Source organism: Photobacterium sp. OFAV2-7 (assembly GCF_022347985.1).
In the GTDB taxonomy this organism is placed as follows: domain Bacteria; phylum Pseudomonadota; class Gammaproteobacteria; order Enterobacterales; family Vibrionaceae; genus Photobacterium.
The window spans coordinates 1-5,615 of record NZ_JAKRFQ010000284.1 but is presented as its reverse complement, the minus strand read 5'-3'; the positions used below and the strand labels follow the sequence as shown (position 1 = coordinate 5,615).

Below are 5,615 nucleotides of genomic sequence, written 5' to 3'. Positions count from 1 at the left end.
GCAGTGGCTCGTTCCAAATTTCCATCACTGGAAACGACATCATCGGTACGCCGTTCAATGACAAGGCCGAGCATAATATTGAGCAAAACAACAGTATTTATGACAGCCGTTCAGCCTACGGGCTTGGTGCCTTCCCGGCACTACCGAGCATTGGCTTGTAATACTGACATACCACAGTCAGTCTAGCTTTCACGGTTTCTGCGTTGTGACTAGCGGATTCAATATGGATCCGCTATCACTCGCAGCCTTACCTCATCGATACAGCCTAAATTACCCTCATTCCTAGTGCCCCGCTGCGGGCTTCCAGAAATCCACCCAACCCTCCCGGCCAGTAACCTGGTAGCCAGTTTTCTATTCCTATAACTCAAAGGAAAGTTGCTACACTCAGAAGATTGAATTCTCACCAAAAGCACAACAACGACGCTTGGCCTTCAGTCATGAGGAGAGATAAGCATGAAGATTCTTGCTTTTGCTGCAAGCACCCACAATAAATCAATCAACAAACAGCTCGTTCATTATGCCAGCCAGCTGCTGGACAAAGTACAAGTTGAAATCTTGGATCTCAACGATTACGAATTACCGCTATACAGCCAGGACAAAGAAGACGAGCTTGGTCACCCCCAATTAGCCAAAGACTTTCTCACCAAAATCGGTGACAGCGACGGCGTACTGATTTCATTTGCCGAGCATAACGGATCGTATGCCGTCGGTTACAAGAACATCTTCGACTGGTGCTCGCGTATTGAGCCTAAAGTTTTTCAAAATAAGCCAATGGTGCTACTTGCCACCTCACCGGGCTCGATGGGCGGTGCCAGCGTTCTGGCAGCAGCGGTACAATCTGCCCCCTACTTCGATGGTATCGTCAAAGCCAGCCTGTCGATCCCCAGCTTTTACGATAACTTCGATGGCGACAAGCAAGTTCTGCGGCATGATGAACTTAATGAACAGCTCAAAGATGCTGTCAGCCATTTGAATCACCTAAAATAACCAATACAGAACCAGGCAGCCTAGCCTGGTTCATTTTCATAACAATAGCCACAACACCACCTCTGCCAGCCACTCTCCAGTGTGCCTGCAACCCATCCAACTGAACATGAACAATTTGTCATCTTCCGTATAGAGACAGGTAAACTGGGTTTCCTATTCTCATTCCTCGACAACAGACCATTGTATGAGGAATATAAAATGAAAAAGACCCCAATCATTGCCGCTTGCCTTCTTGGTGCCCTTACCTTCTCTTCCAGCCTGCTGGCAAAAGAGACGCAGATCGACTCAGTGATCGGCACCCGGGCAGCATTAGAAAAGGCCGCCCAAGTACACACAGCCGACTACACCAGCATTGAACTGTTTCCTGGCAAAGCAAACCGGATGCTATACCTTGCCGAGGGTGAAGCTAACGGTCGCCAGGTGCTCACCGTTCTTGATGCCAAGACCGGCAAGGACATCACCGCCGAGTTCAATAAAAGCGACAAGAGCCTTACTCAGGCAATCGATGCAGTCAGCAACACCTTTTCCGGGAAGGTAGTAAGCGCCTACAAAGAGTTCATCCCACATTACGAGACTGTCTATGCTGTTGAGCTCCAGCAAGAAGAGCAGGAACTGATCGTGCTGCTTGATCCCAACACCCTGCAAGTCATTGAAGTCGAGACATTCGATGACAGCATGGAAGAACCAGAAGCCGGGCACACAATGGGCTTCTTCGAGCAGCACCCGGGTGATGACTGGTAACCGGCATGATACTATGCGAAATCATTCAGCCTGCGTATACATCCTCCTGATTATCGGGCAGGGCAACTCATGGATACCTGGCTGAATGCTTCAGCATATTATCACCGGGGGTCCGGCGAACAGCGCAACAGATCAAGTACTGAGGGAACATGAAAATACTCGTCGTTGAAGACAACACCAAACAAGCTCAGTTCATCAGCCAGAGTCTAAACGCCGCCGGACACCAAACTGATGTGGCCCATAACGGTCAGGCCGGGTTGTTTTGCGCCTTGCAAACCGACTATGATCTGATCATCACTGACCGTATGATGCCCAAGCTGGACGGCCTGAAAATGCTAAAAGCATTGCGTGCCTCCGGCAACCAGACTCCGGCGCTGATCCTCAGTGCCCTCGACAGCGTTGACGAGCGCGTGAAGGGCCTGCGCAGTGGCGGAGACGATTACCTAATCAAACCGTTTGCCTTTAGCGAGCTGCTCGCCCGGGCCGAAATCCTGGCCCGCCGGACACCGGCAGCCCATGCCGACAACAGTCATATTCAGGCCCTGGACACGCTGACACTGGACTTATTGTCACGCAAGGCCAAGCGAGGCGATACATGCATTCAGCTGAACAACCGTGAGTTTCAGATCCTGGAATATTTCATGGCTAACCCGGGGCGTGTGATCACCCGTACCATGTTGCTTGAGCGGGTCTGGAGCCACCACTTTGATCCACAAACCAACGTTATCGACGTTCATATCAGCCGATTGCGCAAAAAAATAGATCTTGAGCACCACACACCGCTGCTCCATACCGTACGCGGTGCCGGCTATGTCCTAGAGATCAGGCTATGATGGGACTGCAAGACCCATTTCGTCGCTTTCTGGCTATCTACGGCGGACTTATCATCCTCGCTATCGGTCTGCTATTTTTTACCCGACAACAGATGAACGAGTGGTTTCTGGAGCAGAGCGCGCAGCCTTTGTTAGAGGCTGAAGCCGTACTGATAGAGCAGCTATGGGATGAAGAAGGGCCCCGAAATGCAAGAAGCATTATGGCCGAAGAAAGCTCCTCGTTATTCCAGTATCACTACAAAGCGTTAATCAGTGAACAAAAGATGTTTTCTCTTGATGCCATGCAGCCACCGGACGAATTGCCCGCCGATATGGAATACATCGACGAAGATTATAGCTACTTTACCTATGAATCCGGGCAGGGAGAGAGCCTCGAAAGTTTCATCGCCCTGGAGATCTTCTTGCCCGACGGCGAAAACTGGCAGCCGCTAGTGATTGCCGTTAATACCAACTACTTTCAAGAACAACTGCTGTCCTTCAACACACTTATCTACACCATTGGCGGACTCTTGCTACTGGGGTTTGTTATTGCATGGGCCATGATTCAAAGGATCAAAGCGCACCTTACTGCTATCAACCGTACCAGCCAGAGTATCCAGCATAACGGTGTTCTGGATACCCGAATTCCGCTTGATAACCTGGAAGGGCCGCTGGCTGACACTATCACCCAAATCAATCAGATGCTGGACGCCATCTCGACGGCTGTCGATCAAACCAAGCAACAAGCCAACAATATCGCCCATGACCTGCGTACCCCGCTAACCGTGGTTTATCAAAAAATACAGCAAGCCTCGCAGCAAAACCCCGATCTGGCCGAGCTCGAGGGGCTGCTGAGTCGACTGCTGCAGACATTTAACCTGCTACTGAGAATCAATAGGCTGGAGTCAAACGGCGAGAACCCGCTACTTGAACCAATTAACCTGAACCACCTGGTTAACGATGTGGCTGAGCTCTATCTGCCGGTCCTGGAAGATCAGCAGCAGACATTGCTGGTAGAGGTGCCGAAGCAGGCAGAGGTATTGGGCAACAATGATTTATTGTTTCAGGTGCTTTGTAACCTTTTTGATAATGCCGCCAAATACAGTCCACCGGACAGCAATATTCATATCCTGGCAAGCCAAGAAGCGGACACCGTTCGACTGACTATCAGCGATCAGGGTGGCGGTGTCGACAAAGAGCCCCTGTCAAAACTGTGCGAAAAGTTCTATCGCCTTGATTGCAGCCGTCACCATACGGGCAACGGGCTAGGCCTCAGCTTTGCCAAGGCCGCTATCATGCGCATGCGCGGGAAGATCGAAATAGAGAACAGCGAGACACTCGGCCGCCCAGGGCTGGCAATCAGTATCAGCCTGCCTTTAACCACACTTACGTAGCTGACAGCTGACGAAAGACAGGCTCCGATATCAGGGAACATTTAGCACAAAAAAAGCCACCCTTTCAGGTGGCTTTACCGTTTCATTTCTTGCTAGCGAGAGTCATTAACCAGCTTGCTGTGCGGGGTCAACGGCTGGTTGCTTCTGGGCAAATTTGTTTACCCACAGCGAAATAGCACCATCACCGGTGATATTACACGCCGTACCAAAGCTGTCCTGCGCCATATAAAGAGCAATCATCAGGGCCAACTCGGCCTCGCCAAAGCCCAGCATAGTCGACATCAGACCCAGCGCCGCCATCACGCCGCCGCCCGGCGCACCCGGTGCAGCAATCATCGTAATACCCAGCATCATGATAAATGGCAGCATCTCAAGCAAAGACGGCAGGGCAATGTGCTGGCTTAGCGCCATTACCGCCGTCGAGCAGGTAATAAGGGTAATTGTCGAGCCTGACAAATGAATCGTAGCGCAAAGCGGGATCGTAAAGTTGGCAATCGACTCATTCACACCATTGTTTTTGGTTTGCCGCAAGGTAACAGGAATGGTCGCAGCAGAAGACATAGTACCAATCGCCGTAAAGTAGGCCGGCAACATGTTTTTAATCAGCTTCACCGGCGACAGACCCAGCGCGATACCCGTCAGGGTATACTGGATAGTGATCCAAACCCAGTGCATAAATACAGCCAGTGCCAGCACGACACCAAAGGTCTTCAGAGTCGTAAACACCGTTCCTTCTGCCGCCATTTCGGCAAAGATCCCGGAGATGTAAAACGGAAGCAGCGGAATAATCACTTTCGACAGCAGCAAATCAATAATGCCGCGACCATCGTCGGCAATCTCTTTCAGCCGAACACTGTTGGTAATGCTGATCCCCAATCCGAACAAAAAGGCGGTTGCCAAGGCTGTCATCACGCCAAACATTGGCGGAATTTCCAGACTGATAAAGCTGGTCAGTTTTTGACCGGCATCAGCGGCCGCCTGATCCGGCGCCGGCAGGCCGGCAATCACCGAACTGGCGACAATAAATGCCAGGCTACCGGCAAGCACGGTTGAACCATAGGAAAGCGCAACGGTTTTCCCCAGCAGGCTACCAGAGTTCTTCGGCAAACTCGCGATGCCACTGGTTATATAGAAAAGAATAATCAAAGGGATGGTAAAACCGATCAGCTGACCACCGAGCAGTTTTACGGTCAACAGAATACGCACTACGGCGTCGGGGGCAAAAAAACCAATTAAAATACCGGCGATAATGCCGGCAATTAACTTCAAAATAAGCTTCATTAAAATGTTTCCTGATGTGTGTTTGGTAACGGCGAAATCCAGGAGTGATAAATAATCCACCTATATGCACTTACTGGCATTATGTTTTTAGAATATGGATATCCCGGAATATTGTTTCAGCCGTAGAGTCTATTTAACATCTTTATACTTGCATGTCACTTTTTTTGAAAGTTTGCTAATTGATTTTAAGTAAAAGGGGACAGAATGATGAGGACGAAAAGTAGCAAGCGCGTGATCACCCTATGTAATTGACCAGGAAAAATATAGCCGTAAGGATGTACTTAGAAGGGCAGGATCAGCCAGCCCATGTCGAGGCAGGCTGATCCTATAGCCGGGTATGGCCTGTTGTACGTAAACCGCTTAACTAGCGGCCGTAAGTTGACACAATGTATTGCTCGAA

General features: G+C 50.2%; 5 protein-coding genes. 4 read left to right on the top strand and 1 reads right to left on the bottom strand.

Going from position 1 to position 5,615, the window contains the following annotated elements; all coding sequences use genetic code 11:
* Positions 1–453 precede the first annotated feature (453 nt).
* The 4 genes from MHN01_RS14720 (at position 454) to MHN01_RS14705 (ending at position 3,934) form a co-directional block, all read left to right on the top strand.
* The gene (locus MHN01_RS14720; RefSeq protein ID WP_239412036.1) at positions 454–987 is read left to right on the top strand and encodes an NADPH-dependent FMN reductase; all 534 of its coding nucleotides are present in this window, start codon (positions 454–456) and stop codon (positions 985–987) included.
* 198 nt (positions 988–1,185) lie between these two features.
* Positions 1,186–1,728 carry a PepSY domain-containing protein gene (locus MHN01_RS14715; RefSeq protein WP_239412035.1) on the top strand — a complete coding sequence of 181 codons (543 nt, stop codon included), beginning with the start codon at positions 1,186–1,188 and terminating at the stop codon, positions 1,726–1,728.
* Between the two features lie 149 nt (positions 1,729–1,877).
* Positions 1,878–2,561 (top strand): response regulator transcription factor, encoded by a 684-nt coding sequence (locus MHN01_RS14710; protein ID WP_239412034.1) that lies wholly within the window; start codon positions 1,878–1,880, stop codon positions 2,559–2,561.
* On the top strand, positions 2,558–3,934 hold the full coding sequence (locus tag MHN01_RS14705; RefSeq protein WP_239412033.1) for a sensor histidine kinase KdpD: 1,377 nt from the start codon (positions 2,558–2,560) through the stop codon (positions 3,932–3,934). The genes MHN01_RS14710 and MHN01_RS14705 overlap by 4 nt, the downstream gene beginning before the upstream one ends.
* 105 nt (positions 3,935–4,039) lie before the next feature.
* Here the strand turns inward: MHN01_RS14705 and MHN01_RS14700 are convergent, their stop codons facing one another.
* Positions 4,040–5,215: a dicarboxylate/amino acid:cation symporter gene (locus MHN01_RS14700; protein ID WP_239412032.1), complete on the bottom strand. Its 1,176-nt coding sequence runs from the start codon at positions 5,213–5,215 to the stop codon at positions 4,040–4,042.
* Between the last annotated feature and the right edge of the window lie 400 nt (positions 5,216–5,615).